Raw genomic sequence first — 24,537 nt, forward strand, 5'->3', positions numbered from 1 at the left:
CATGATATTTTCATGCACTGGCTTTTAACACACTGTTGAGTTCTCAAGAAACGGACGCGTTCACCGTCAACCACCCGGTCGCACTCGCTTCGTTCATTGTGTCTTAATTTTACCGTTTCGTCCGACTTGCTGTCAAACCGGGCGAACCAGCTACAATCTCGACCACCCCGCTTCCGGGGCAACCCTCTGAACCTACTCCATCATTCGGTCCTTGTCCAATCGCGTGGACGCCGCCCGAAGATCGAAGTGTTTCAGAGGGAGTGACGGGAGCCTAGCAGCCCTTGCGTGACCTTCGTTTCCGAAGACCCGTAGGCCGCGTTGCCCCGCCTTGAAAACTGTAGCAGCCAGCCAGAGGTCCGGCGTCCACCTTCGGTAACGAATCAGTTTTCCCCTGGTTCGCGTTGGCCAAACATGCCGGAGGGCCCGGAGCCGCGCACGACTCCGGGCCCTCCGCTGTCCACGCCGATCAGCCGGTGGGCAGGGTCGCCAGCTGTGCCTCGAGCCGGCTGATGTCAGCGGCGGACGCCTCCGCCCTGGCCCGCACCTTGGCCACCACGTCCTCCGGCGCCTTGGCCATGAACTGCTCGTTGCCCAGCTTCGCCGCCACCTGCGCGGCCTCCTTGCGCGCCGCGGCCAGGTCCTTCTCCAGCCGCTTGCGCTCAGCCGCCACGTCGATGGCACCCGCGGTGTCGATGGCGACGGTGACCTCGCCGACGACGAACGAGGCGGTCGGCATGAACGACTCGCCCGGCTCCTGCAGCTTGAGCAGGGACCGGATGGCGCTCTCGTGCGCGGCGACAGCCGTACCCTCCAGCGTGAGACTGGCCGCGACCTTCTGGCCCGGCTTGAGGCCCTGGTCGGAGCGGAAACGGCGCACCTCGGTCACCAGCTCCTGCAGGGCGAGGATCTGCGCCTCGGCCGCCGGGTCCGCGTAGCGGTCGTCGGCCACCGGCCACGGTGCGACGACCACCGACTCGCCGCCGGTGACCGCGCGCCAGAGCTCCTCGGTCACGAACGGCACGAACGGGTGCAGCAGCCTCAGCAGCGCGTCGAACACATGCCCGAGCACGATGCGGGTCTGGTCGAGCCCCTCGGCGAGCTGGACCTTGGCCAGCTCCAGGTACCAGTCGCAGACCTCGTCCCACGCGAAGTGGTAGAGCAGGTCGGCGACCTTGGCGAACTCGAACTCCTCGAACGCCTCGTCGACCTGGCGGACGACGGTCTGCAGCCGCGACAGGATCCACCGGTCGGCCGACGTCAGCGCGGTGGGCAGCTCGCCGGTGGTCGCGCCGTTCATGAGCGCGAAGCGCGTGGCGTTCCAGATCTTGTTGCAGAAGTTGCGCGAGCCGGCCGCCCACTCCTCGCTGACCGCCACGTCGGAGCCGGGGTTGGCGCCGCGCAGCAGGGTGAAACGGGTGGCGTCGGCGCCGTAGCGGTCGATCCAGTCGAGCGGGTCGACCACGTTGCCGAAGGACTTCGACATCTTCTTGCCGAACTGGTCGCGGACCATGCCGTGGAGGGCGACGGTGCGGAAGGGCGGCTGGCCGTCCATCGCGTACAGGCCCAGCATCATCATCCGCGCCACCCAGAAGAACAGGATGTCGTATCCCGTCACCAGCACGGTCGTCGGGTAGAAGCGGGCCAGCTCGGGCGTCTGCGCCGGCCAGCCGAGCGTCGAGAACGGCCACAGCCCCGAGGAGAACCAGGTGTCGAGCACATCCGGGTCCTGGACGTAGCCCGCGGGCGGGTCCTCGTCCGGTCCGACGCACACCACCTCGCCGGCCGGGCCGTACCAGACCGGGATCCGGTGGCCCCACCACAGCTGGCGCGAGATGCACCAGTCGTGCATGTCGTCGACCCAGTCGAAGTAGCGCTTGGCCAGCTCCGGCGGGTGGATGCGGGTGCGCCCGTCACGGACGGCGTCGCCGGCGGCCTTGGCGAGCGGGGCGACGTTGACGAACCACTGCAGCGACAGCCGCGGCTCCACCACGGTCTTGCAGCGCGAGCAGTGGCCGACGGCGTGAAGGTAGGGCCGCTTCTCGGCGACGATCAGGCCCTGCTGGCGCAGCGCCGCGACCACCGCCGGTCGCGCCTCGAACCTGTCGAGGCCGAGGAACGGGCCATGGGAGGTGATCACGCCGCGCTCGTCCATGACGGTCAGCGACGGCAGCGAGTGGCGGCGGCCGATCTCGAAGTCGTTGGGGTCGTGCGCCGGCGTCACCTTGACGCAGCCGGTGCCGAAGGCGGGGTCGACGTGCTCGTCGGCGACGATCGGGATCCTGCGCCCGGTCAGCGGCAGCTCCACCTCGGTGCCGACCAGGTGCGCGTAGCGCTCGTCCGACGGGTGGACGGCCACGGCCGTGTCACCGAGCATCGTCTCGGGACGGGTGGTGGCGACCACGATCTCGTCGGAGTAGCGGATCGAGACGAGCTCGCCCTCGTCCTCGCTGTGCTCGACCTCGATGTCGGACAGCGCGGTCAGGCAGCGCGGGCACCAGTTGGTGATGCGCTCGGCGCGGTAGATCAGCTTGTCGTCGAAGAGCCGCTTGAAAATGGTCTGGACGGCGCGCGACAGCCCGGTGTCCATGGTGAAGCGCTCCCGCGACCAGTCGACGCCGTCGCCCAGGCGCTTCATCTGGCCGAGGATCTTGCCGCCCGACTCGTCCTTCCACTGCCAGACGCGCTCGACGAACGCCTCACGGCCGAGGTCGTGCCGGGACAGCCCCTCCTTGCCGAGCTCGCGCTCGACGACGTTCTGTGTCGCGATGCCGGCGTGGTCCATGCCGGGCAGCCACAGCGTCTCCATGCCGCGCATGCGGGCGCGGCGGGTGAGCGCGTCCTGGACGGAGTGGTCGAGCGCGTGGCCGATGTGGAGCACACCCGTCACGTTGGGCGGCGGCAGCACGATCGAGTACGGCTCGCGCCCGCTGCCCGGGTCCGCGCCGAAGTAACCGCCTGCTACCCAGCGCTCGTAGCTCTGGGTCTCGACGTCGGCGGGCGTGTACTGGGTAGGCAGCTCTGGCGTTGTCACGCGGTCAAGTTTAGAGACCTCGGGCGACTTCCGTGGAATCGTCACCCCCGGGACGCGCCGAGGCCCCCGGAGCACGCTTGTGCTCCGGGGGCCTCGGCGTACGGACGGCCTGCGGTCAGGCCGACTTCTCGCGCGGGGTCCGCTGCTGCTTGGCGGCCAGCTGGTCGCGCGGGACCAGCGTCGGGATGGCGTGCTCCAGCACCGACTCCCGGGTGATGACCACGCGCGCCACGTCCTGCCTGGAGGGCACCTCGTACATCACCGACAGGAGCACCTCCTCGAGGATGGCGCGCAGGCCCCGGGCACCGGTGCCGCGCAGGATCGCCTGGTCGGCGATCGCCTCGAGGGCGTCGTCGGTGAACTCGAGCTCGACCCCGTCGATCTCGAACAGCTTGCGGTACTGCTTGACCAGGGCGTTGCGCGGCTCGGTGAGGATCTGGATGAGCGCCTCGCGGTCGAGGTTGTGCACCGAGGTGATGACCGGGAGCCGGCCGACGAACTCGGGGATCATCCCGAACTTCAGCAGGTCCTCCGGCATCACGTCGCCGAAGATGTCGGCGGAGTCGATCTCTTCCTTCGACCGGATGATGGCGTTGAAGCCGATGCCCTTCTTGCCGACCCGGGACTCGATGATCTTCTCGAGGCCGGCGAACGCGCCACCGCAGATGAACAGCACGTTGGTGGTGTCGATCTGGATGAACTCCTGGTGCGGGTGCTTGCGCCCGCCCTGCGGCGGCACCGAGGCCGTCGTGCCCTCCAGGATCTTCAGCAGCGCCTGCTGCACGCCCTCACCCGAGACGTCGCGGGTGATGGACGGGTTCTCGCTCTTGCGGGCGATCTTGTCGACCTCGTCGATGTAGATGATGCCCGTCTCGGCCTTCTTGACGTCGTAGTCGGCGGCCTGGATGAGCTTGAGGAGGATGTTCTCGACGTCTTCGCCGACGTATCCCGCCTCGGTGAGCGCCGTGGCGTCCGCGATGGCGAACGGCACGTTGAGCATCTTGGCCAACGTCTGCGCCAGCAGCGTCTTGCCGGATCCCGTCGGACCGAGCAGCAGGATGTTGGACTTGGCCAGCTCGAGGCCGTCGTCCCTGCCGCGGTCGCCTGACTGCACCCGCTTGTAGTGGTTGTAGACCGCCACCGAGAGCGCCTTCTTGGCCTTGTCCTGGCCGATGACGTAGGCGTCGAGGAACTCGTAGATCTCTCTCGGCTTCGGCAGATTGTCCCACTTGAGTTCGGAGGACTCCGACAGCTCCTCCTCGATGATCTCGTTGCAGAGATCGATGCACTCATCGCAGATGTAGACGCCGGGACCGGCGATGAGCTTCTTGACTTGCTTCTGGCTCTTCCCGCAGAAAGAGCACTTCAGCAGGTCTCCACCGTCGCCGATGCGTGCCACCCCAGAAACTCCTTTGCGTGGGACCGCCCTGCTCCCGCGATCCGATCCTTCGGACCCGGTCCGAACCGCTCAGGTTTCGACGTTACCGTCTTCTGGGCCCTCAGTGAGCCCCCTGGCGGCGAGTCGCACCGGAACGTGCCCAATTGGGCAGCGCTCCGGTGCGTCGCGTCTCGATCAGGAAGCGACGGCCTGAGCTCGCTTCTTCCTGGCCGGAATGATGTCGTCGATCAGACCATACGCCTTGGCCTCATCGGCGTTGAGAATTTTGTCGCGCTCGATGTCCTTACGAACTTCGGCCGGAGCCTTGCCCGAGTGCTTGGCGATGATCTCCTCAAGGAGCGATCGCATGCGCAGGATCTCACGGGCCTGGATCTCGATGTCGCTACCCTGGCCGCCGCCCTCGGTGGAGGGCTGGTGGATCAGCACCCTGGCGTTGGGCAGCGCGAAGCGCTTGCCCGGGGTGCCGCCGGCCAGCAGCACGGCCGCCGCGGAGGCGGCCTGGCCGAGGCAGACGGTCTGGATCTCCGGCCGGACGAACTGCATCGTGTCGTAGATCGCCGTCATGGCCGTGAAGGACCCGCCGGGCGAGTTGATGTAGATGCTGATGTCACGGTCGGGGTCGAGCGACTCCAGCGTCAGCAACTGAGCCATGACGTCGTTGGCTGACGCGTCGTCGATCTGCACTCCGAGGAAGATGATGCGGTCCTCGAAGAGCTTGTTGTACGGGTTCATCTCCTTCACGCCGTACGACGTGCGCTCGACGAAGGAGGGGAGAACGTAGCGGCTCTCGATGTTCACTTCAGCTCCCCCTAGGAAACGGTGCCCTGCGAGGACACCTGGCGCGCGCTGCGGACCACGTGGTCGATGAAGCCGTAGTCCTTGGCCTCGTCGGCGGTGAACCAGCGGTCGCGGTCGGAATCGGCCTCGATCTGGTCCAGCTGCTGGCCGGTGTGGAAGGCGATCCGCTCGGCCAGCGTCTTCTTCACGTAGAGCATCTGCTCAGCCTGGATGGCGATGTCGGCGGCGGTGCCGCCGATGCCGCCCGAGGGCTGGTGCATCATGATGCGGGCGTGCGGCAACGCGTAACGCTTGCCAGGGGCGCCGGCGCAGAGCAGGAACTGCCCCATGGAAGCCGCCAGGCCCATCGCAACCGTGGCCACGTCGTTCGGCACGTATTCCATCATGTCGTAAATCGCCATGCCGGCGGTGACGGAACCACCAGGCGAGTTGATGTAGAGGTAGATGTCGCGGTCGGGATCGTCGGCCGCGAGCAGCAGCAACTCGGCGCAGATGCGGTTGGCGATCTCGTCGTTGACGTCCGTGCCGAGCACGATGATGCGCTCACGCAGCAGGCGCTGGTACAGCTGGTCCTCAAGCCGGAAGGACGAGCCGTTCTCACGGCCTCGCGACTCGGGCTGATAGAAGGTCGGCGGGCTGGTCACAGCGTCACCTTCCGATGCGTCGTAATCGATGGGCTTTGCTTGTGACCTTAACGCGCACGGCCCACAGGTCATGCCCGGTCCACCGACTGTTCGCTGTCGGCGCAGGTCGGCGTCAGTGCCCGCCGGAAGCGCGCCTGCGCTCCTCGAGGTCCAGTTCGTGCAGCAGCTTGCGCTGGGTCGCGACGCTGATCCGGCCCTTGCGGTACAGCTCGTTGAGCTTGTCCCGCTGGGCTTTGACCAGCTCCTTCCTGAGCTTGCCCATCTCGGGCCTGCCCTCGTCCTCGCCGAGCACCGAGCGCACGGTGTCCAGGCGCAGCTCGAACAGCTGCCGGTAGACGTCGGCGGTGCGGTCGTCGATGCGGTCGTCGGCGGCCAGCTCGTCGATGCGGGCGAGGGCGGCCTCCAGCGTGGCCGCGCGGGCGACGGCCTCCTCCTTGATCTCGGCTTCGCTCTCCCCCAGTCCGAGTCTGCGCAGTAGCCACGGCAGTGTCGCCGCCTGGCCCACAAGTGTGGCCAGGACGACACAGGCGGCCAGGAACAGCAGTATCTGCCTGTTGGGCACGTCGAACGGGATGGACAGCGCGATGGCCAGCGTGATCGCTCCGCGCATGCCGGCCCAGCCCATCGCGACGCGCTGCCGTACGTCGATGGTCTCGAAGCGCTTGAAGCGCAGCAGCGGCACGACCACGAGCGTCCAGAACATCCGCAGCAGCACGACGACCGCGATGACCGCCACGACGGTGACCAGCAGGCGCGACCACGACTGCCCGGGCATGGCGCCGAACACGTCGGTGATCTCCAGGCCCAGCAGCACGAACAGCGTCGACTCCAGCAGGTAGACCAGGACCTCCCAGAAGGCCTGCCCGGTCAGCCGGGAGGCGGGCTGCAGCAGGCCCTGCCCGGTGGTGCCGAGCCGGAAGCCCACCACGATCGTGGCGAGCACGCCCGACAGGCCGAGCTCCACGGCGGGCAGGTAGGCCACGAACGGCGTGACGAGCGACAGCACGATCTGCGCGCCGGGCTCCTTGACCAGCGGCCGCAGCCAGCCGACGAGTCCGGCGACCGCGATGCCCCAGAGAATGCCGCCGGCGACGACCTTGACCAGCTCGACCAGGGTGTCGGCGGCGGTGACCGGATGGTCGAGCGCGGCCAGCGCGAGCCCGAACATGGTCAGGGCGACCCCGTCGTTGACCAGGCTCTCCCCCTCCAGGATGGTGACCAGCCGGCGGGGCGCGCCGACCCGCTTCAGCACCGCGGTCGCGGCCACGGGATCGGTGGGCGCGACCGCGGCGCCGAGCGCCAGCGCCGCCGCCCACGGCAGACCCGGTACGGCCCAGCCGGTCACGGCCGCCACAACGAGCGCCGTCGCGCACGTCAGCGTGAAGGCCATGATGGCGATGGGGCCGGCGTCCGCCCGCGTCTCCCGCGGCGCGGTGAGGAAGGCGGCGTGGAAGACCAGCGGCGGCAGGAAGAGGTTGAGCACGATCTCGGGGTCGACGCGCACGTCGTCGACCCCGGGCAGCAGGCTGATCAGCAGGCCGAAGGCGACCAGCAGGATCGCCTCCGGCACGAGCAGGCGGCGGGCCAGGACGCGGCCCGCCACGAGGGCCACGGCGACCGCCAGCGCGAGGAAGAACAGCTCGTCCCCCATGACTCCCCCGTCGATCGGCCTCTCGTGAGTGCCTGCCCCGAAAACGGCGAAACCCCCGCCCTGCGGGAGCAGGAACGGGGGTTTCGGCAGAACGCGGAGTGCTTACTCCTGGTCGGCGGGCGCCTCTTCGGTGACCTCTTCGCCGTTGATCTCGGTGTAGATGGCCTTGAGGTCGACCTCGTTGCCGGCCTCGTCGACGACCTTGGCGGCGTCGCCGACGACGGTCTTGGCCTTGTCGCGGACGATCTCGACCATCGCCAGCGTGAGCTGGTCGTTGTCGGACAGGTGCTGGGCCAGCGTGTTGGGCGCGACGCCCATCTGCATGGCGCGGCGGACCACGAAGTTGGTCAGCTCCTGCTCGTTGACGCCCAGCTCCTCGGACTTGACGATCTTGTCGAGGACGAAGCCGCTCTTGATGGCCTTGGCCGACTGGGTCTCGAACTCGGCGAAGCGCTCCTCCTCCGTCGTCTGGTAGAGACGGAAGAAGGCGTCGCGGCTCAGGCCGCTCTCGGCGATCTGGTGGTCGAGGTTGTGCTTGCGGGCGTCGAGCTCGGCCTTGAGCGCGCTGTCGGGGATCGGGATGTCGATCTTCTCCAGCAGGGCGTCGAGGGCCTTCTCGCGGGACTGGACGACCTGGTCGACCAGCTTGTTGCGGCGGGCCTGCTCGCGGATGCTGTCCTTCAGCTCCTCGAGGGTGTCGAACTCGCTGGCCAGCTGGGCGAACTCGTCGTCGAGCTCGGGAAGGACCTTCTCCTTGACCGACTTGATGTTGATGATCACATCGGCCTCGTCGCCGGCGTTCTCGCCGCCGACGAGCTCGGTGCGGAAGGTCTTCTCCTCGCCGGCCGACATGCCCTCGAGCGCGTCGTCGAGGCCCTGCAGGACCGAGCCCGCGCCGACCTCGTAGGACACCTCGTTGGCCTGCTGCTCCTCGAGGTTGACGCCGTCGATCTCGGCGCGCAGGTCCATCACGACGAAGTCGCCCTTGACGGCGGGACGCTCGACGCCGGTCAGCGTGGCGAAGCGCTGGCGCAGCGCGTCGAGCTGGCCGTTGATGTCCTCGTCGGTGACCTCGGCGGCCGGGACGGTCACCTCGATGCCGGCGAAGTCGGGCACCTCGAAGCTGGGCCTGATGTCGACCTCGGCGGTGAACTCGATCTGCTCGCCGTCCTCGATCTTGGTGACCTCGATGTCAGGCTGGCTGACAGGGAACAGGTCGACCTCGTCGACGGCCTGACCATACAGCTTCGGCACCGCGTCGTTGAGGGTCTCCTCCAGCACCACCGCGCGGCCGAAGCGCTGCTCGATGATGCGGGCCGGGACCTTGCCGGGGCGGAAACCGGGGACGCGCACCTGCTGCGCGACCTTCTTGTACGCCGCCTGCATGCTCGGGCCAAGCTCGTCGAACGGCACTTCGACGGTGAGCTTCACCCGAGTCGGGCTGAGCTCCTCGACAGCGGTCTTCACGGGGTGGTCTCCTTGATCAAGCTTGAGTGTCCGCGGGCGCGTCCAGATCTGCGGCTCACGCGCCGCGCCCACATGATCGGTGTCGGGCATGCTCGCACCGGCGAATGTCCAACGCCGCACGCCAGTCTAGGGCAGATGTGCACCGAAGCACGACGAAGCGCGGCTCAGATCTCGTCCTTGATCTTGTTCAGCAGTTCGACGGTCTCGTCTGGTGTCGTGCTGACCGCGCACAAGCGTTCCATGACCTCGGTGTAGCGGTCGACGTCCTCGCGCTTGTCGAGGTAGAGGGCGCCGGCCAGCTGCTCGACGTAGACGACGTCGGGCAGGTCGTGGTCGGGGAAGCGCAGGATGCTGAACGCGCCGCCCTCGGCGCTGTGGCCGCCGAAGTCGAACGGCATGACCTGGATGGTGATGTTGGGCTGGCGCATCTGCTCGATCAGGTGCTCGAGCTGGGCCTTCATCACGTCGGCACCGCCGATGGGGCGGCGCAGGGCGGCCTCGTCGATCACCGCCCAGAAGACGGGGCCGCCGGGCCGGTCGAGGACGCGCTGGCGCTCGAGGCGCAGGTCGACCCGGCGGGCGATCTCCTCGCCGCCGACCCCCGCCGAACCGGCGGTGATGACCGCCCTGGCGTACTCCTTGGTCTGCAGCAGGCCGGGGACGAACTGGACCTCGTACGTCCTGATGCGGGCCGCGGCCTCCTCGAGGCCGACGTACGCCTGGAACCACGAGGGCAGCAGGTCGTTGAACCGGTGCCACCAGCCCGGCTCGTTCGCGGTGGCCACCAGGTCGAGCACGGCCCTGCGGGCGCTCTCCTCCGCCACGCCGTACAGGGTGAGGAGGTCGGCGACGTCGCGCTCCTTGAACCCGACGCGCCCGAGCTCCATGCGGCTGATCTTGGACTCGGAGCCCCTGATGAGGTGACCGGCCTCTTCCCTCGTGACGCCCCGCGACTCACGCAACCGGCGAAGTTGGGAGCCCAGGAGGATGCGCAGAGCCGTTGGCCCCGACCCCGGCGGGTGCTGCGTCACAATGCCTCCCTCTTCGGTCCGCACACAGTGTCACTAGTTCCAGCTTCCATGACAAGGTCTCAGCCGTGTGTCCCCCATGCCAGTAATCACAATGCTGTTGCACATTGCAGCTGCACGTGCATTTGGGTCTTGCAGCGTGGCTTGTCGTGACCCATGATGGCCTAGTGCATATCGGGGGCAATCACTGACATATGCACTAATTCGGGATTAGTGGAGGTACGGCGGGATGGTGGAGGACCCTCTGGCCGCTGCCACCTGCCTGCAGATCACGCGTGAAGTCGGCTTCGAGCGCCTGCTCCACGACGACTTCCCGGACACCACCTCCTGGCCCCTCCCCTTCAAGGCCGACTCCGTCCGCACGGCCAGGGACGTCACCCGCTCGACCCTCAACGACTGGGGACTGTCCGAGCTCGGCGACGACGCCGCCCTGGTGGTCTCCGAGCTGGTAACCAACGCGGTCAGGTACGCCAGGGGCAACCGCCACATCACGCTGCTACTGATGCGCGCCGCCCCGCACGTCCTGCTGGCGGTCGCCGACCCCAGCGACGAAGTGCCCATGCCGAAGGAACCCGACTTCATCTCCGAGAACGGGCGCGGCCTCTACATCGTCGAGACCTACAGCGAGCAGTGGGGCTGGGACTGCCTCGACGGCGGCGGCAAGGCCGTCTGGGCGCTGTTCCACACCGAGGCCGACTCGCCGTCCTGAGTCGTCTTCCCGGCTCGTCTTTTCCTGCTGGCTTTTCCGGTCCGTCTTCCTGACCGGCTCGCCGCCGTCGCGGCATCCCTGTCCACGCGACCGCGGCCATTCACGAACCCGCCCGCCGTCGGGGCGCCGTCCATCCGTCAGTCCTGCGGCCCTGGCGGCCGACCGGCGTGAACCCGGCTGCTCCCGCGACGATGTCAGGCCTGACAGGCGCGGACGAACCAGACGTCCTGGATGGGGGCCCGCAACCGCTCCGGCAACGGCGGCAGCCAGTCGCAGCGCCCGTCGGCGATGTCGCGGTGCAGCGCCGCCTGCGCCAGCCAGCCGTAAGGAGCCAGCCACTCCACCGGATCGTGGAACGAGCCGACGAACGGCGAGCCGCGCTCGCTCATCTGCCGCAGGAACTCCTGCCGGGCGGGATCGGCGAGGAACCGGTCGTGCGGCCCGTCGAAGGTGAACCACGAGCCCGGCGCCGACAGCGCGCTCATGGCCTCGGCCAGTGCCCTCCCCTGCGGCTTGGTGAGGTAGTAGAACAGCCCCTCCGCGATCCAGTGCACCGGCCGCCCGGGTTCGAAGCCCGCGGCGAGCAGCGCGGCCGTCCAGCTGTCCTCGCGCAGGTCCGCCTCCACGACCTCCACCCGGCATCTGGCGGTGAACCCGGCCGCGCCGAGCAGTTCCGCCTTGCCGGCGAGCTGGCCGGGCAGGTCGACCTCGAAGTAACTGAAGCCCTCGTCGAGCGGCAGCCGGTAGGCGCGGGAATCGGTGCCCGAGCCCAGGCAGACCGCCTGCCGTACGCCCGACTCGAGCAGCGTCGCGTCGCCGAGCCGCCCCCTGATCGGCACCACCTCTGACGGCAGCCCCTTGCTGCGAATCTCGTCGTAGCTCGCCTCGGACTCCGAGGTGACGAAGGCGGCGGCGCACGGATCGTCCACATAGGCGTCGGCCTGGGCCCGCTCCCTGGACCGGATCACGGCCATCCAGTCACTGGTGAGCATCACCGACCCGGCCCGCACCTCGTCGTCCATCGACATGCTCACCCCCGGCACGCGACTCCCCACTCAGGGTCATCATGCCTGATGGTGTTCCGCCCGACCACCGGAGGGGTCTCGCGGCGCCGAGGACGGCCGCCACGACGCGCATGAGCGCCTGCCCGCCCGCCGGACACGCACGAGGCCACTCCCGATCTCGTGGAGTGGCCTCGTGGCAGGCACGGCAGTCGGGGCGACAGGATTTGAACCTGCGACTTCCTGCTCCCAAAGCAGGCGCGCTACCAAGCTGCGCCACGCCCCGCGACGTCAGTTACGCATGCGCTCCGGGACTCCGGTACGCTTACGCCCTGACGACCGGATGAAGTCTAGACCAGACTTCGACCGGCTCGCGCGGACGTAGCTCAATGGTAGAGCCCTAGTCTTCCAAACTAGCTACGCGGGTTCGATTCCCGTCGTCCGCTCAGACAGGCGAAAGGCCAGGTCACCCGGCAAGGGAGACCTGGCCTTTCGTGGTCTTCAGACGCTTTTTCCGATCTTCCGTGCCCGTTGCCTACTTTCTGTGTTCCTCTTCGCTGCCGTGGATGCCTGGTTCCTCTTCGCTGCCCCTGAATGCCCGCCGAGCGCCTGCGCGACGGCCTGGTCCTGGTCTCTGGCGGCGTGCCGGTAGATCAGAGCAGCCCTTGAGGCGGCGTGCGCTCCTGCGCGGACCTGGTGACTCCCGCTGCTCCGCGGCCGTCGCGCGCCGGTCCGGCTGTGACGTGTCGTCAGGTCAGACGGATCCGCACAGCCTGTTGAGCTCCGCGACGTCTGTGTTGATATCCGCGATCACCTGGTTGGGATCGCCGCCGGTCATGCCGGTCAAGCGGAAGTTCAGTTCCTGGAATTCGGCGGCCAGCCGACTGATCTTCGCCCCCACCACTCCTTGCGCGTCGAGGACCGCGCCCATCAGGTCGTGGCGCGTCTGCTGAGCCGCGGCTGCCTGGCTGCTGCGGACGGACCCGGCGTTCCGGCGGTATGCGGTCAGCGCCGCCGCCGCCTCGTCGCAGCCGCCGGGCCGGACCGCTGCCAGCGGTGCCGAGGAATCCGGGTCCTCTCGCGTGGAGCTCGGCGGTGTTGGCTCGGGCGGCGTGCTGGACTCAGGCGGCGTGCTGGACTCAGGCGATGGACGCGGGGTCGGCGGTGCGGGCGGGGTGGTCACCGGATCTGGTGACGACGACTGCAGGGCCGGGGTAGGGGCCACCGCGTCGGACGGGGGCTGCGGAGGTGGGGTCGGCGGCACCAGGTAGGCGATCAGCGCGACCACGGCGGCGGCCGCACCCGCCAGAGCGCCCAGTGCCGACCAGTTCAGGCGCAACCCTGCTCCTCCGCCCGCCGTCGGCGGCCGCGCTGATCCGTTCTCCGTCATGCCCTCATCGTGGCCGAGCCGCCCAGCTCGGTCCAGAACGCCTCCCGCTCATCTTCTTGAACAGAACTCGCCGACAAAGGCGCGGGCGGTGAAGCGGCTTCGGCTGCCAGGAGAAGGCGGCGCACCGGGCGAATACGATCTCCGTATGCAGGACGCCGAGTTCAACGACCCCCGGCTGGTGGCGGTCTACGACGCCATGTACATCTGGGGTCGCGACGACGACTTCTTCCTCGCCGTGGTCGGCGAGACTCCCGCTGCCCGGGTGCTGGATCTGGGATGTGGGACCGGGCGGCTGGCGCTGGGCATGGCGGCGGCCGGCCATACGGTCACCGGCGTCGATCCGGCCCGCGCGTCGCTGCAGGCGGCCCGCGCCAAGCCCGGCGCCGAGCGGGTCACCTGGATCGAGGGCACCGCCGACGTGCTTCCCGAGCGCGCGTTCGACGTCGCGGTCATGACCAGCCACGTGGCGCAGGTCTTCGTCGACGACGAGGAGTGGAAGCGCGTCCTCGCCGCGCTCGAACGGTCGCTGGTGCCAGGGGGCCGGCTGGTGTTCGACTCGCGCGATCCCCGGAATCTCGCCTGGGAACGGTGGAACCCGACCGACTCGCGCGAGCTGGTGCGCCTCCCGGACGGTGCCGAGGCCGAGACCTGGGTGGAGGTGACCGACGTCCAGGACGGCAGGGTCAGCTTCACCTACCACTACGCCTTCTCGAACGGGGAGACGCTGCTGAGCACCTCGACGCTGCGCTTCCGTACCGAGGAGGAACTGCGCGCCTCCCTGGCGGAGGCCGGATTCCGGGTGGAGCGGATCCACGGCGGGTGGCACCGGCAGCCGGTCGGGGAAGGGGACGGAGAGTTCCTCGTCATCGCGCGGACCTGAGAGCGGACCTGAGAGCGGACCTCAGAGCGCACCTCAGAGCGGCCCCGACGACGGAATAGGGCGATGGCGGCGCCGTGTTGCCGCGTCCATGGTTACGTCCATGGTTATCGGACTCATCGGCAGCGGATCCATCGGCGGCACGCTGGCCAGGCTGGCCGTCGCGGCAGGCCACGAAGTGGTCCTCAGCAACTCGCGCGGCCCCGAGACCCTCGCCGACCTCGTCGAGGAGCTGGGGCCACGGGCGCGGGCCGGCACGGCGGAGGAGGCGGCGCGTGCGGGTGACGTGGTCGTGGTGACGATCCCGTTCGGCAGCTATCGCGAGGTGCCGCCCATCGACACCATCGCGATCGACACCAACAACTACTATCCGGCCAGGGACGGCCACGTCGCCGAGCTCGACTCCGGCGAGACGACGAGCAGCGAGCTGCTGGCCGCGCACCTGAAGGACGCCAGGGTGGTGAAGGCGTTCAACAGCATCTACTACCGCGACCTGGCCACGCAGGGCCTGCCTGAGGGCACGCCGGGCAGGCGCGCGCTGCCGATCGCGGGTGACGACGAGGCGGCCAAGCGGGTGGTGGCCGAGCTGACGGACGCGTTCGGGTTCGACGTGGTCGACGCCGGGCCGCTGGCGGAGGGCCGCAGGTTCGAGCCGGACACGCCGCCCTACAACCGGCGGCTCACCCGGGACGAGCTGCGGCGGGCCCTGGGCCGGGACCGCTAGCGTTGCGGCCGATCTCTCCCGCGTCGCTGGTCGAGGAACTGGCCGAGCGCGTAGCACGGCACCCGCGCGGCGCGTGGGTACGGGTGCTGGTCGACGGCGCGCCGCCGGCGCGGCCCGATCTGCTGGCCGACGACCTGGTCGAGCCGCTGCGGGTGCGCGGGCGCGCGGTGCGGCGGGTGTCGGCCGGCGACTTCCTGCGGGCGGCCTCCCTGCGCCTGGAGTACGGCAGGACCGACCCCGACGCCTTCTACGACGACTGGCTGGACGAGGGCGGCCTGCGCAGGGAGGTGCTCGACCCGCTCTCCCCCGGCGGCACCGGCCGGATCGTCCCGTCGCTGTGGAACAGCGTGACCGACCGCGCCACCCGCGCGCCGTACGAGACGCTGCCGGAGGGCGGGGTGCTGCTGCTGGACGGCACGCTGCTGCTCGGGCGGGGCCTGCCGGCCGAGCTGACCGTGCACCTGTGGCTGTCGCGGGCGGCCCTGACCCGGCGCACCGACCCCGGAGACGCCTGGCGGCTGCCGGCCTACGAGCGTTACGAGCGCGAGGTGGCCCCCGCGGAGTCGGCCGACGTGGCGGTCAAGACCGACGATCCGCGCCACCCCGTGCTGCTCCGGTGAGCCGACCCCGGCCGGCCGTGCCGCTCAGGCGCGCCGATCCCCGCCGTCCCGTGCTGCTGCCCCGGCCGCCCATCCTGCCCAGGTGAGCCGATCCCCGTCGTCCCCTGGCGCTCAGGTGAGCCGCCACACCCGTAGCGTGTCGTCGCCTCCGGCGCTGACCACGACCGTCCTTCCGCCGACGACGGCCGTCGCGAGGCCGAAGACGTTGTGGTCGTGGTCCTTGAACGGCCTGCCCACGTCCTTGCCGGTCGCCAGGTCGTGCACCCTGGCGGAGCCGTCGTTGCCGCCCGAGACGACCAGCGTCCGGCCCGCCACCTCGGCCACGGCGATCGAGTAGACCCATCCCGAGTGCCCCCGGTACGGCAGGCGCCGCTCGCCGCCCGCAGGCTCGTCCACCCACACCTCCTGGTCTCCGCCGCCTGACAGCACGACCGGCCCGCCGTCGAGCGTGGCGGTCGCGATCGCCGAGACGTATCCCGAGTGGGTGGTCACGTTCGCCCCCTCGCCGCCGTCGAGGCTCCAGCGTTTGACCTCGCCGTCCTGTCCCCCGGTGTAGAACGTGCCGTCGTCGGTCGCGGCGAGGGAGAAGACGGCACCGTCATGGGCGCCGCGTCGCGTCTGGCCGACCTGCTTGCGGGTGGCCAGGTCCCACACGCGTACGTTGCCGTCGCCGCCTCCGGTGATCACCACGGTGCGGTCTCCGTGGCGTGTCACCGCCAGGGAGAACACCGGTTCGTTCTGGTCGATGGGCTTGCCGAGCGGTTCGCGACGGGCCAGGTCCCAGACCCTGACGGTGCCGTCGTCGCCGCCGGAGACGGCGATCGGCGTGCCGTCCAGGTCGGTGACGGCGACCTCGCGCACCCCGTCGGTGTGGCCGGTGAACGTGGCCAGGAGTTTGCGTCCGGTCAGGTCCCACAGCCGGACGGTGCGGTCCTGGGAGCCGGAGACCGCGACCGGCCTGCCGTCCACGGTGGTGGTGGCGACGGTCTCCACGTCGTCGGTGTGACCGCGCAGGGTGCCGAGCGCCGTGCCGACCGCCTTCCCGGACCACGGCGACAGGGCCGGAGCCGGGGTCGGCGGGGTGGGTGACGAGGTCCGGGCGGAGGTCGGCGGGGTGTGGGTGGCCGGCGCGGGGGCGCCGGTGGAGGCCAGAGGGCCGACGGTGGGGCGGGGCGTGCCGGTGCCCAGCCATGCTGGCACGACGACTGCCGCTCCGGTGACGAGGGCCGCGCAGGCGGCGGCGACCACGCCGTAGGCGACCTTCCTCCTGGTCCTGCCCGGAACCGTGTCCAGCGCCCGTCCCTGGAGAGCGCGGGAACCCGGAGCGGGCCCGGTCACCCCGGGCGCGGGCGTCGCGCGTCCGCCGTCAGTCCCAGCCCAGGCGACCGCGGCCCCGCCGTCGGCCCCGGGCGGGGCGGGCACGGGTCCGAACGGCACAGCTCCGGCGGACACGGGACCAACCGGCGCCGGACCGGTCGGTACGGACCCCGCAGGCGCGGGACCGGCAGACACATGACCGAAAGACGCAGCCCCCGCAGGCACAGGACCAACGGCCGCCGGACCGGTCGGCACAGACCCCGCAGGCACAGGACCGGGCGAGGGTCCGGTGGACATGGGCCCCGCAGGCGGCGGGCCGGCGGAAGTGGGACCGGCGGGTGCGGGGCGGTGGGCGATGAGGGACAGCATCGCCTGGGAGGCGGTGGGGCGCGCAGCGGGATCCTTGGCCAGGCACTGCGCCAGCAACCGCCGCAGGTCGGCGGGGATGGCCGACAGGTCAGGCTCGGCCGTCAGGATGCGGTGCAGCACGGCGGGAATGCTGTCGTGGCCGAAGGCGGGCCGTCCGGTGGCGGCGAACACCATGGTCGCCGCCCAGCTGAAGACGTCCGAGGCGGCGCCCACCCGCTGCCCGCCGATCTGCTCGGGCGACATGTAGGTGGGCGTGCCGACGACGCCGCTCGTGGTGGTGCCCACGGTGTCGAGCGCCCTGGAGATGCCGAAGTCGATGACTCGCGGGCCGTCCGGCCCGAGCAGCACGTTGGCCGGTTTGAAGTCGCGGTGGACGATGCCCGCCTGGTGGATGGCGGCCAGCGCGGTCGCGGTGCCGACCGCGATGCGGTGCAGCGCCGCGCCGGAGCGGGGGCCTTCCCGTTCGACGCTCTTCTGCAAGGAGACGCCGTCGATGTACTCGCTCACCACGTAGAGGGAGCCGTCGCTCTCGCCCGCGTCGAGGACCCGCGCGGTGCAGAACTCGGCCACCTGCCTGGCCAGCTCGATCTCGCGCAGGAAGCGGGCCCGCACGTCGGGGCGGTCGGCGTGGCGGGCGTGCAGCAGTTTGACCGCGATCCGCGCCCCGTCGGGTCCTTCGGCGAGGTAGACCGCGCCCTGGCCTCCCTCGCCCAGCCGGTCGAGCAACCTGTACGGCCCGAGCCGTACGGGATCTCCTGGCTTGAGCATCGTGCCCCTGTCCGTCTGTCGTGCGGGCCTTCCGGGCGAACATCATGCCAAGGCGGCGGCGACGGCGCGTGCGACGGCCGGGTCCGACAGGTATTCCTCCACGTCGTGGGCGCGTTGGAGGGGGTTGTCGACCGCGCGTTCGTCGACCTGTCCCTTCCAGTCGTCGTCCAGCGGGCAGCCGATGCACACCGGGTCGGACGGGCACCAGACGTTGAGCCAGGCGCCGATCCTCGGCGGGCGCGCGGGCCCGCCCGCCAGGAGGTGGCGGTGCACGGCGTCGAGGCCCAGCGGGCTGCCCGCGGTGACCAGCAGCGGCACTTCCACGCCTGGCGGCAGCGAGGCCATGAGGTCCATCGCCACGACGCTACCGAGGCCGTGCGCCACCATGACGAGGGCGCCGGAGCGCGGCAGGGTGCGCAGGACGGCGTCGAGCACGCGGTGCCGTACCGGGGGGTCGTCGAGGTAGGCGGCGACGTCGCGGAAGACGCGCGCGATGAGGAGCCGGTCGAGGTTGGTGGCGGAGGCGAGCCAGGACAGCGCGCCGTCCAGGCCGGTGAGCAGCCCTTCGCGCCGCGAGTCGGACGGCATGCCCGCCATCATGGCCGCCTCGCCGACGAGTTGCTCGTACAGCAGCCGCGCGGTCGGCGAGGTGGGCGCCGCGCACCCGGCGGAGGGCTCGGGGCCGGCCGGGACGAGCCGGTCGGCGTAGAAGGGCAGCCACACGTCGCCAGGGTCGAGGGTGGGCAGGTCGGCGAGGGTGAGTCCCTTGTTCAGCCCGGCCGTCCACTGCCTGCGCAGCGCCACGGGGCCGGCGTGGTCGCGATGCTCGCCGGGACCGCCGGGCAGGAACAGCAGGCGCCTGCCGCCGCCGAAGGCGGTGGGGCGAGCGGCGAGAGCGGTGGCGGGCGCCCTGAGGGGTTGGACGGCGGGCGGCCGGGCGACCGGTACGGCAGGCGTCCCGAGCCCCGCGGCGGGCCCCATCTCGGCGAGCAGGGCCCGCACCCCCGCGGTGACCTCGCGCCCCGCCAGGTGGGCGAGGATGACGCTCACCCGCACCCCCGAGCCCCGCACCCCCGAGCCCCGCAGCCCGGAGCCCGGTACCCCCGAGCCCCGCACCTCCTCATCCGTCTCCGCGCCCGGGCTCGGCGAGTCGTCGGCCGGACCGTGGTGCAGCGCGACGACCTCCCACTGGTCGTTGAACACCGGCGAGCCCGAGCCACCGGGCCCGCCGGTGGTGTAGAGCAGCCGTTGCGCGGTCTGCTCCCGCAGCCGGCTGTGCCGGACGGAGATCTCCGTCGCCCGGCCCGGCGGATGGCCGGGCGGATGGCCGGCCATGTTCACCGGCTCCCCTGCGACGATCTTCCCCTGCCGGGCGACGAGCGGGTTCCAGCCGAGGATCGCGCCCGCCTCGCTGCCGTCGGCGGCGGCCTTCACCAGGACGAGCGTGTAGCCGAGCCGCTCGTCGGTGAGGAAGCAGCCGTCCGGGTCGAGCCTGAACCTGACGGGTGTCCCTGGCCGGTCGCCGGCGCCTTCCTCGCCGCCGAACTCCGCTACCGCGCCGCCCGCCGCGGCGGGCGAGGGCAGGACGTGGCTGGTGGTGAGCAGCAGCCGGGGCGAGACCATGAACCCCGTGCCCAGCGGCGTTTCCCTTCCCGGCGGGCCGGCCGAGATCCGGGCCACGGCGGCGACGGCACGCGCTCCCCTGGACAGGAAGCCCGCGGGCGGGTGGTCGGCGGCGGCGGCGATGATGCGCTCGTACAGCGGCGCGCCTTTGGCCACGCCTTCGCCGACGAGTCTCTCGATGGTCGCGACGGGCACCTGTCCCGTGGCAACGAGACGTTCCGCCCTGGCCGCGAGCTGGTCGACGTCGTCCCTGATGCGGGCGATGGGGTTCATGCGCCCACGGTGCGCCGGTGCGGTGGCCGCCGCATGAGTAGGTCCATACTCAGCCGGAATCTCCCGGGCCGGCCCGCGGTTTGCGGGGACATGAGCGACTACGGACGACCTCTCCAGTTCGGCTACTTCCTCGTGCCCGACGCCGGCGACCCGGTGATCGAGCACGCCAGGCTCGCCGACCGGCTGGGTCTCGACCTGATCGGCGTCCAGGACCACCCGTACCAGCGCAGGTATCTCGACACCTGGACGCTGCTCAGCGTGATCGCCGCCGTGACCGAGCGGGTGACCGTCTTCCCCGACGTGGCGAACCTGCCGCTGCGGCAGCCGGCCGTGCTGGCCAAGTCGGCCGCCAGCCTGGACCTGCTCAGCGGGGGGCGGGTGGAGCTCGGGCTGGGGGCGGGCGGTTTCTGGGACGCCATCGAGGCGTACGGCGGGCCGCGCCGTACCAAGGGGGCGGCGATCGACGCGCTCGGCGAGGCGATCTCGGTGATCAGGCAGATCTGGAGCGGCGAGCGCAACCGGCGCTTCGAGGGCGAGCACTACCGTCTGCGCGGCGCGCAGGCCGGACCCTCGCCCGCGCACGGGATCGGCATCTGGCTGGGCGTGGGCGGCCCGAAGGGGCTCGCGCTGGCGGGCCGGGCGGCCGACGGCTGGCTGCCGTCCTCGCCGTGGGCGCCGCCCGAGCGGCTGCCCGAGCTGCACGCCAGGATCGACGAGGCGGCGGTCGAGGCGGGCAGGAAGCCGTCCGACCTGCGGCGGGTCTACAACATCAACGGCGCCATCGGGCCGGACAGGCCCGCGAGCCAGTGGGTGGCCGAGCTGACCGACCTGGCCGTCGGGTTCGGCATGGACTCGTTCGTGTTCTGGGCGGAGGGCGACCAGGAGCGGCAGCTCCACCTGTTCGCCGAGGAGGTGGTCCCGGAAGTTCGCAGACAGGTAGCACTGGAACGCGAAGCGTGACGGGTCCAGTATGGAGAGATGATCCCCAGTCACTGGTACAACATCGTTCCCGACCTGCCCGCTCCTCCGCCGCCGCCGCTGCATCCCGGCACGATGCGGCCGGTGGGGCCGGAGGATCTGGCGCCGTTGTTCCCGATGGACCTGATCGCCCAGGAAGTGAGCACCGACAGGTTCGTCGAGATCCCGCAGGAGGTGCTCGACGTCTACCGCCTGTGGCGGCCGACACCGCTGATGCGGGCCCACCGCCTGGAGAAGGCGCTCGGCACGCCCGCCCGCATCTACTACAAGTACGAGGGCGTCTCGCCCGCCGGCTCGCACAAGCCCAACACCGCGGTGCCGCAGGCCTACTACAACGCCAAGCAGGGCATCCGCCGCCTCACCACCGAGACCGGCGCCGGCCAGTGGGGATCGTCGCTGGCCTTCGCCTGCGCCCAGTTCGGGCTGGAGTGCGAGGTCTGGATGGTGCGTGCCTCCTACGACCAGAAGCCGTACCGCCGCTCGCTGATGCGCGTGTACGGCGCGACCGTCCACGCCAGCCCCTCGCCGCTGACCGGCGCGGGCAGCAAGGTGCTGGCCGACGATCCCGACTCGCCCGGCAGCCTGGGCATCGCGATCAGCGAGGCGGTCGAGGTGGCCGGGGCCGCCGACGACACCCGTTACGCGCTGGGGTCGGTGCTCAACCACGTGCTGCTGCACCAGACCGTGATCGGTGAGGAGGCGCTGAAGCAGCTTCCCGAGATGCCCGACGTCGTCATCGGCTGCACCGGCGGCGGCTCCAACTTCGCGGGGCTGGTCTTCCCGTTCCTGCGGGAGAAGCTGGCCGGCAACATCTCGCCGGTGCTGCGGGCGGTCGAGCCCGAGGCGTGCCCGTCCTTCACCCGCGGGGTCTACGCCTACGACTTCGGCGACACGGCGGGGTTCACGCCGCTGCTGAAGATGCACACGCTCGGCCACGACTTCGTGCCCGACCCGATCCACGCCGGCGGGCTGCGCTACCACGGCATGTCGCCGCTGCTGTCGCACATGTACGAGCTGGGGCTCTTCGAGGCGGTCGCCGTCTCGCAGACCGACTGCTTCGCGGCCGGGGTGCGGTTCGCCAGGACCGAGGGCATCGTGCCCGCGCCCGAGCCCACGCACGCGCTGGCCGAGACGATCGCCGAGGCGCTGCGCTGTAAGGAGAGCGGGCAGGAGAAGGTCATCCTGACCGCGCTGTGCGGGCACGGCCACTTCGACCTGGCCGCCTACGACCGCTATCTGGCGGGCGAGATGGAGGACTTCGCGCTGCCCGAGGAGCGGATCGCCCGGTCGCTGTCGGGCCTGCCCGTCACGTGACCGGCTTCTCCTTGGCGGAGGGGAAGCGCTGAGCGGTGCGGTGAAGCCGGTCCTGGCCATCGCGTCGTCGCCGGGCGGGCGGCGTAACGTGGGTGGATGGATGTCGATGTGATCGTGCTGGGCCTGGGTCCCGGTGGCGAGGACGCGGCGGAGCGGCTGGCCGACGCCGGCCTGGAGGTCGCCGGTGTCGAGGCGAACCTGGTCGGTGGTGAGTGCCCGTACTGGGGCTGCATCCCCTCCAAGATGATGGTCACCGCGGCCAACGAGGTCGCCCAGGGCGGCCTGGCGCCCGACTGGGCCCCGGTCGCCCGCCGCATCCGCGACGAGGCGACCGACGACTGGAACGACAAGGTCGCCGCCGACCGCTTCACCGGCAAGGGCGGCCTGCTGGTCAGGGGCCACGGCCGCATCACCGGGCCGGACGAGGTCACCGTGGGCGAGCAGGTCATCAGGGCGCGGCGGGGCATCGTGATCGCCACCGGGTCGCGGCCGGCCGTCCCTCCGATCAAGGGTCTGGACGGCACGCCGTACTGGACGAACCACGAGGCGATCGAGACGGAGACGGTGCCGGAGTCGCTCGTCGTGCTGGGCGGCGGCGCCATCGGCGCCGAGCTGGCGCAGGTGTTCTCCAGGTTCGGCGCGGAGGTGACGGTGCTGGAGGGCCTGGACCGGCTGCTGTCCATGGAGGAGCCCGAGGCGAGCGCGCTGGTGGAGAAGGTGTTCACCGACGAGGGCATCGGGGTGCGCACGGGGGTGAAGGTCGACGAGGTCGCCTACGCGGACGGCAGGTTCACGCTGGCGGGGGTGACGGCCGAACGGCTGCTGGTCGCCACGGGCCGCAGGGTCGACCTCGCCGCGCTCGGCGTCGGCGCGATCGGGCTGGACGAGAGCGCGCGGGCGATCCCCGTGGACGAGCGGATGCGCGCCGCCGAGGGGGTGTGGGCGCTGGGCGACGTGGTCGGCAAGGGCGCGTTCACGCACATGTCGATGTACCACGCCGACATCATCGTCAGGCAGATCCTGGGCGAGCCGGTGTACGAGGCGGAGTACCACGCGGTGCCGAGGGTGACGTTCACCGATCCCGAGGTGGGCGCCGTCGGGCTGACCGAGGCCCAGGCCCGCCAGCGGGGGCTGGACGTCAGGGTGTCCCTCACGGACCTGGCGGGCTCGACGCGCGGCTGGATCGCGCGGGCGGAGGGGTTCGTCAAGCTGGTCGCCGCCGACGGTGTCCTGGTCGGCGCGACGAGCGCCGGTCCGTGCGGCGGCGAGATGCTGTCCATGCTGACGCTGGCCGTGCACGCCAGGATCCCGGTCGAACGGCTCAGCCAGATGATCTACGCGTACCCGACCTTCCATCGGGCGGTGTCGGCCGCTCTTCCCGCGCTTCTCCGCTGACCAGCGGGATCGCCCAGCGGGTGCCGGGGTCGGCGTCGATGACGAGGGCCCTGGCCAGCGCGGTGAGGGGCACGGCGAGGATGGCGCCGAGCGGGCCGAGCACGACCGACCACACCAGCAGCGACAGCAGCGTGAGCGTGGTCGACAGACCCGCTGACTCCCCCGCGTACTTGGGCTGGATCACCGACTGGATGACGAAGTTGACCACGGTGTAGACGACGATCACCCAGACCATCGTGACCCAGCCCGAGTCGAGCAGGGCCAGCAGCGCGGGCGGAAGCAGCCCGAGGAAGAACCCGACGTTGGGGATGTAGTTGGTGATGAAGGACAGCATCCCCCACAGCACCGGCAGTGGTACCCCGAGCAGCCACAGCGCGCCCGCGTCGAGCACCGCCACGATGAAGCCGAAGACGGTGCAGACCACCAGGTAGCGGCAGGTGCCCCTGGCGAAGTCGGTCAGCGCGCGCACGAGGTCGGGTTTGGTGCTCTGCAGCCGGCGGACGGCGGCCTGGATGTGGCCCGCGTCCATGCTCATGCCGTACGCCAGCAGGATGATCACGATGAACGCGGAGGCGACGTCGAGCAGGCCGCTCAGGAAGCCCTGCACCAGCGGGACGAGCTTGCCGGGATCCAGCGCCTTGACGGCGGCGCTGATCTGCTGGGGGGTGATCCCGAGGCCGGCCAGCCACTGCGTGACGGAGGCGGCCAGCTGGTGGTACTCGTCGGCGTACTGGGGAAGCAGGCCGGCCAGCCGTGCGATCGAGACGACCAGGGCACCCACGAACGCCAGCAGCACCAGCAGCACGACCGTCAGCGGCACGGTCACCAGTACCCACGAGGCCGCGCCGCGCCGCTTCAGCCAGGCGCGCAGCGGGCTGACGGCGATCGTCAGCGTGAGCGCGAGGAAGGCCGGGGCCATGATCGCGCTCGCGCGCCTGAGCCCGACAAGGATGACCACCGCGGCACCGAGGCCGATGAGGATCCGCAGTCCACGCGACATCATGGGTCACACTATCGCGACCGTCGGTGACGAAGGCAGGCAACCGCGCCGGTCAGCGCGTTGTACGGGGTCGCCGCGGTCGCTGCCCGCGGCGCCGGAGGGGGGAGCGGACATCGGGTACGCGGCGTACGCGGTGTACCCGATGTCCTGCCTCAGCGAGC

At 70.6% G+C, this 24,537-nt stretch carries 19 protein-coding genes and 2 tRNA genes; 8 read left to right on the top strand and 13 right to left on the bottom strand.

What is annotated here, in order from left to right; translation table 11 throughout:
* Positions 1-466: 466 nt before the first annotated feature.
* The 7 genes from ABZX22_RS29505 to ABZX22_RS29535 form a co-directional block, all read right to left on the bottom strand.
* On the bottom strand, positions 467-3,031 hold the full coding sequence (locus tag ABZX22_RS29505) for a valine--tRNA ligase (protein WP_354914829.1): 2,565 nt from the start codon (positions 3,029-3,031) through the stop codon (positions 467-469).
* A 115-nt stretch (positions 3,032-3,146) separates the two neighbouring features.
* Positions 3,147-4,430, bottom strand: coding sequence for an ATP-dependent Clp protease ATP-binding subunit ClpX (gene clpX / locus ABZX22_RS29510; protein WP_354914831.1), 1,284 nt, complete (start codon positions 4,428-4,430; stop codon positions 3,147-3,149).
* 174 nt (positions 4,431-4,604) lie between these two features.
* Positions 4,605-5,228, bottom strand: coding sequence for an ATP-dependent Clp protease proteolytic subunit (locus tag ABZX22_RS29515; protein WP_354914833.1), 624 nt, complete (start codon positions 5,226-5,228; stop codon positions 4,605-4,607).
* Between the two features lie 11 nt (positions 5,229-5,239).
* Complete coding sequence (locus ABZX22_RS29520) at positions 5,240-5,872, bottom strand: ATP-dependent Clp protease proteolytic subunit (protein WP_354914835.1); 633 nt, start codon at positions 5,870-5,872, stop codon at positions 5,240-5,242.
* 112 nt (positions 5,873-5,984) lie between these two features.
* Complete coding sequence (locus ABZX22_RS29525; RefSeq protein ID WP_354914837.1) at positions 5,985-7,523, bottom strand: Na+/H+ antiporter; 1,539 nt, start codon at positions 7,521-7,523, stop codon at positions 5,985-5,987.
* Between the two features lie 102 nt (positions 7,524-7,625).
* Positions 7,626-8,990 (bottom strand): trigger factor, encoded by a 1,365-nt coding sequence (gene tig / locus ABZX22_RS29530; protein ID WP_354914839.1) that lies wholly within the window; start codon positions 8,988-8,990, stop codon positions 7,626-7,628.
* A 164-nt stretch (positions 8,991-9,154) separates the two neighbouring features.
* Positions 9,155-10,021 carry a helix-turn-helix transcriptional regulator gene (locus tag ABZX22_RS29535; RefSeq protein ID WP_354914841.1) on the bottom strand — a complete coding sequence of 289 codons (867 nt, stop codon included), beginning with the start codon at positions 10,019-10,021 and terminating at the stop codon, positions 9,155-9,157.
* Positions 10,022-10,247: 226 nt separating this feature from the next.
* Here ABZX22_RS29535 and ABZX22_RS29540 point away from each other — a divergent pair, with 226 nt between their 5' ends.
* Positions 10,248-10,727 carry an ATP-binding protein gene (locus ABZX22_RS29540; RefSeq protein ID WP_354914843.1) on the top strand — a complete coding sequence of 160 codons (480 nt, stop codon included), beginning with the start codon at positions 10,248-10,250 and terminating at the stop codon, positions 10,725-10,727.
* A 194-nt stretch (positions 10,728-10,921) separates the two neighbouring features.
* On the opposite strand, the gene ABZX22_RS29545 is transcribed toward ABZX22_RS29540, so the two are convergent.
* Both ABZX22_RS29545 and ABZX22_RS29550 read right to left on the bottom strand, forming a co-directional pair.
* The gene (locus ABZX22_RS29545; RefSeq protein WP_354914845.1) at positions 10,922-11,782 is read right to left on the bottom strand and encodes an SAM-dependent methyltransferase; all 861 of its coding nucleotides are present in this window, start codon (positions 11,780-11,782) and stop codon (positions 10,922-10,924) included.
* 158 nt (positions 11,783-11,940) lie between these two features.
* Positions 11,941-12,014: transfer RNA gene (locus ABZX22_RS29550), tRNA-Pro, on the bottom strand.
* Between the two features lie 89 nt (positions 12,015-12,103).
* Between ABZX22_RS29550 and ABZX22_RS29555 the strand changes: the two genes are divergently transcribed.
* Positions 12,104-12,174, top strand: a tRNA-Gly gene (locus ABZX22_RS29555).
* A 308-nt stretch (positions 12,175-12,482) separates the two neighbouring features.
* On the opposite strand, the gene ABZX22_RS29560 is transcribed toward ABZX22_RS29555, so the two are convergent.
* Positions 12,483-13,067: a hypothetical protein gene (locus tag ABZX22_RS29560; protein WP_354914847.1), complete on the bottom strand. Its 585-nt coding sequence runs from the start codon at positions 13,065-13,067 to the stop codon at positions 12,483-12,485.
* Between the two features lie 196 nt (positions 13,068-13,263).
* Here ABZX22_RS29560 and ABZX22_RS29565 point away from each other — a divergent pair, with 196 nt between their 5' ends.
* The 3 genes from ABZX22_RS29565 (at position 13,264) to ABZX22_RS29575 (ending at position 15,339) form a co-directional block, all read left to right on the top strand.
* The gene (locus tag ABZX22_RS29565; RefSeq protein WP_354914849.1) at positions 13,264-13,998 is read left to right on the top strand and encodes a class I SAM-dependent methyltransferase; all 735 of its coding nucleotides are present in this window, start codon (positions 13,264-13,266) and stop codon (positions 13,996-13,998) included.
* A gap of 100 nt (positions 13,999-14,098) precedes the next feature.
* On the top strand, positions 14,099-14,719 hold the full coding sequence (locus tag ABZX22_RS29570) for an NADPH-dependent F420 reductase (protein ID WP_354914851.1): 621 nt from the start codon (positions 14,099-14,101) through the stop codon (positions 14,717-14,719).
* Between the two features lie 2 nt (positions 14,720-14,721).
* Positions 14,722-15,339 carry a uridine kinase gene (locus tag ABZX22_RS29575; protein WP_354914853.1) on the top strand — a complete coding sequence of 206 codons (618 nt, stop codon included), beginning with the start codon at positions 14,722-14,724 and terminating at the stop codon, positions 15,337-15,339.
* Positions 15,340-15,450: 111 nt separating this feature from the next.
* On the opposite strand, the gene ABZX22_RS29580 is transcribed toward ABZX22_RS29575, so the two are convergent.
* Positions 15,451-17,793 carry a protein kinase gene (locus ABZX22_RS29580; protein ID WP_354914854.1) on the bottom strand — a complete coding sequence of 781 codons (2,343 nt, stop codon included), beginning with the start codon at positions 17,791-17,793 and terminating at the stop codon, positions 15,451-15,453.
* 42 nt (positions 17,794-17,835) lie between these two features.
* Positions 17,836-19,689 (bottom strand): trypsin-like peptidase domain-containing protein, encoded by a 1,854-nt coding sequence (locus ABZX22_RS29585; protein WP_354914856.1) that lies wholly within the window; start codon positions 19,687-19,689, stop codon positions 17,836-17,838.
* A gap of 90 nt (positions 19,690-19,779) precedes the next feature.
* On the opposite strand from ABZX22_RS29585, the gene ABZX22_RS29590 reads away from it, so the two are divergent.
* From ABZX22_RS29590 to ABZX22_RS29600, 3 genes are all read left to right on the top strand, one after another.
* A complete protein-coding gene (locus ABZX22_RS29590; RefSeq protein ID WP_354914858.1) occupies positions 19,780-20,649 on the top strand; it encodes an LLM class flavin-dependent oxidoreductase in 870 nt (289 codons plus the stop codon).
* Between the two features lie 18 nt (positions 20,650-20,667).
* Positions 20,668-21,981, top strand: coding sequence for a TrpB-like pyridoxal phosphate-dependent enzyme (locus ABZX22_RS29595; protein ID WP_354914860.1), 1,314 nt, complete (start codon positions 20,668-20,670; stop codon positions 21,979-21,981).
* A gap of 96 nt (positions 21,982-22,077) precedes the next feature.
* On the top strand, positions 22,078-23,376 hold the full coding sequence (locus tag ABZX22_RS29600; RefSeq protein WP_354914862.1) for an NAD(P)/FAD-dependent oxidoreductase: 1,299 nt from the start codon (positions 22,078-22,080) through the stop codon (positions 23,374-23,376).
* Here the strand turns inward: ABZX22_RS29600 and ABZX22_RS29605 are convergent.
* Positions 23,303-24,379, bottom strand: a complete 1,077-nt coding sequence (locus tag ABZX22_RS29605) for an AI-2E family transporter (RefSeq protein WP_354914864.1) — start codon at positions 24,377-24,379, stop codon at positions 23,303-23,305. The genes ABZX22_RS29600 and ABZX22_RS29605 overlap by 74 nt on opposite strands.
* Positions 24,380-24,537 lie beyond the last annotated feature (158 nt).

The organism is Nonomuraea sp. NPDC003804, assembly GCF_040610675.1.
Classification (GTDB): Bacteria; Actinomycetota; Actinomycetes; order Streptosporangiales; family Streptosporangiaceae; genus Nonomuraea.

Excerpts from the sequence above, each read along its gene's own strand:
- ABZX22_RS29525 (WP_354914837.1), bottom strand. The coding sequence starts at position 7,523 with ATGGGGGACGAGCTGTTCTTCCTCGCGCTGGCGGTCGCCGTGGCCCTC.
- ABZX22_RS29540 (WP_354914843.1), top strand. The coding sequence starts at position 10,248 with ATGGTGGAGGACCCTCTGGCCGCTGCCACCTGCCTGCAGATCACGCGT.
- ABZX22_RS29565 (WP_354914849.1), top strand. The coding sequence starts at position 13,264 with ATGCAGGACGCCGAGTTCAACGACCCCCGGCTGGTGGCGGTCTACGAC.
- ABZX22_RS29570 (WP_354914851.1), top strand. The coding sequence starts at position 14,099 with ATGGTTATCGGACTCATCGGCAGCGGATCCATCGGCGGCACGCTGGCC.
- ABZX22_RS29580 (WP_354914854.1), bottom strand. The coding sequence starts at position 17,793 with ATGCTCAAGCCAGGAGATCCCGTACGGCTCGGGCCGTACAGGTTGCTC.
- ABZX22_RS29585 (WP_354914856.1), bottom strand. The coding sequence starts at position 19,689 with ATGAACCCCATCGCCCGCATCAGGGACGACGTCGACCAGCTCGCGGCC.
- ABZX22_RS29590 (WP_354914858.1), top strand. The coding sequence starts at position 19,780 with ATGAGCGACTACGGACGACCTCTCCAGTTCGGCTACTTCCTCGTGCCC.
- ABZX22_RS29595 (WP_354914860.1), top strand. The coding sequence starts at position 20,668 with ATGATCCCCAGTCACTGGTACAACATCGTTCCCGACCTGCCCGCTCCT.
- ABZX22_RS29600 (WP_354914862.1), top strand. The coding sequence starts at position 22,078 with ATGGATGTCGATGTGATCGTGCTGGGCCTGGGTCCCGGTGGCGAGGAC.
- ABZX22_RS29605 (WP_354914864.1), bottom strand. The coding sequence starts at position 24,379 with ATGATGTCGCGTGGACTGCGGATCCTCATCGGCCTCGGTGCCGCGGTG.